The following is a 1,236-nucleotide window of genomic DNA, read 5'->3' as shown; positions in this document are numbered from 1 at the left end:
GGTCTGGAACCACCTGAATCCATCTCGAACTCAGAAGTGAAACAGACATGCGCCAATGATAGTGTGAGGTCTCCTCATGTGAAAGTAGGTCATCGCCAGGGTTTTATTAAAGTGACTGGTTTTAAATGTCACAAAAGTACTTGCCTAGTGTAAGTGAGCGATACATGCCGGCGTAGCTCAGTTGGTAGAGCAACTGACTTGTAATCAGTAGGTCCCGGGTTCGATTCCTGGTGCCGGCACCATCTAAATTAAGTTGGCCTGTCAATCAAATTGGTTGACAATCAAAGCGTCTTAAAAGACAATAGCGTTCTTTTTGGAGGGGTTCCCGAGCGGTCAAAGGGATCAGACTGTAAATCTGACGGCTCTGCCTTCGAAGGTTCGAATCCTTCCCCCTCCACCAGTATAAAGAAGAAAAATAGCGGGTGTAGTTCAATGGTAGAACTTCAGCCTTCCAAGCTGATAGCGTGGGTTCGATTCCCACCACCCGCTCCAATACAGTGAAGATGTTTGCTTATAGAATAGTTTAAGCATATATAAGCCCACATAGCTCAGGCGGTAGAGCACTTCCTTGGTAAGGAAGAGGTCGTTGGTTCGAGTCCAGTTGTGGGCACCATGAAATATTAATTTAGCATATGGGGAGACTTTCCAATGGCGAAGGAAAAATTTGAGCGTAAAAAGCCACACGTTAACGTGGGTACTATTGGTCACGTTGACCATGGTAAAACTACTTTAACTGCTGCTATTACGACAATTATGGCGAAAAAATTCGGTGGTACAGCTAAGGCGTACGACCAAATCGATGCTGCGCCAGAAGAAAGAGAGCGTGGAATTACAATTTCTACAGCTCACGTAGAATATGAATCATCTGCAAGACACTACGCGCACGTAGACTGCCCAGGACACGCTGACTATGTTAAAAACATGATCACTGGTGCTGCGCAAATGGACGGAGCGATCTTGGTAGTATCAGCAGCTGATGGCCCAATGCCACAAACTAGAGAACACATTCTATTGTCACGCCAAGTTGGTGTACCATACATTGTTGTGTTCATGAACAAAGCAGATATGGTTGATGATCCTGAGCTGTTAGAGTTAGTTGAGATGGAAGTACGTGATCTGCTAAGTAGCTACGATTTCCCTGGCGATGACATTCCTATTATTGTTGGTTCAGCGCTGAAAGCACTGGAAGGCGATGAAAGTGATATTGGTGTTAAAGCAATTGAGAAACTGGTTGAT

General features: G+C 45.0%; 1 protein-coding gene, 4 tRNA genes and 1 rRNA gene. All 6 read left to right on the top strand.

What is annotated here, in order from left to right; translation table 11 throughout:
• Positions 1-101: ribosomal RNA gene (gene rrf / locus ACD661_RS16900) — 5S ribosomal RNA — on the top strand; the annotation flags it as partial.
• 65 nt (positions 102-166) lie between these two features.
• Positions 167-242: transfer RNA gene (locus ACD661_RS16895), tRNA-Thr, on the top strand.
• A gap of 73 nt (positions 243-315) precedes the next feature.
• A tRNA-Tyr gene (locus tag ACD661_RS16890) sits at positions 316-400 on the top strand.
• Between the two features lie 18 nt (positions 401-418).
• Positions 419-492 (top strand) — tRNA-Gly (locus ACD661_RS16885).
• A gap of 45 nt (positions 493-537) precedes the next feature.
• Positions 538-613: transfer RNA gene (locus tag ACD661_RS16880), tRNA-Thr, on the top strand.
• Between the two features lie 35 nt (positions 614-648).
• Positions 649-1,236, top strand: a 588-nt coding sequence (locus ACD661_RS16875; RefSeq protein ID WP_400189004.1) for a GTP-binding protein, incomplete at its 3' end; no start/stop codon positions are given.

It is taken from the genome of Legionella lytica, assembly GCF_044626755.1.
GTDB lineage: Bacteria > Pseudomonadota > Gammaproteobacteria > Legionellales > Legionellaceae > Legionella > Legionella lytica_A.
Note: the sequence above shows the minus strand (reverse complement) of the source record. Positions and strands in the feature narration are given on the sequence as shown.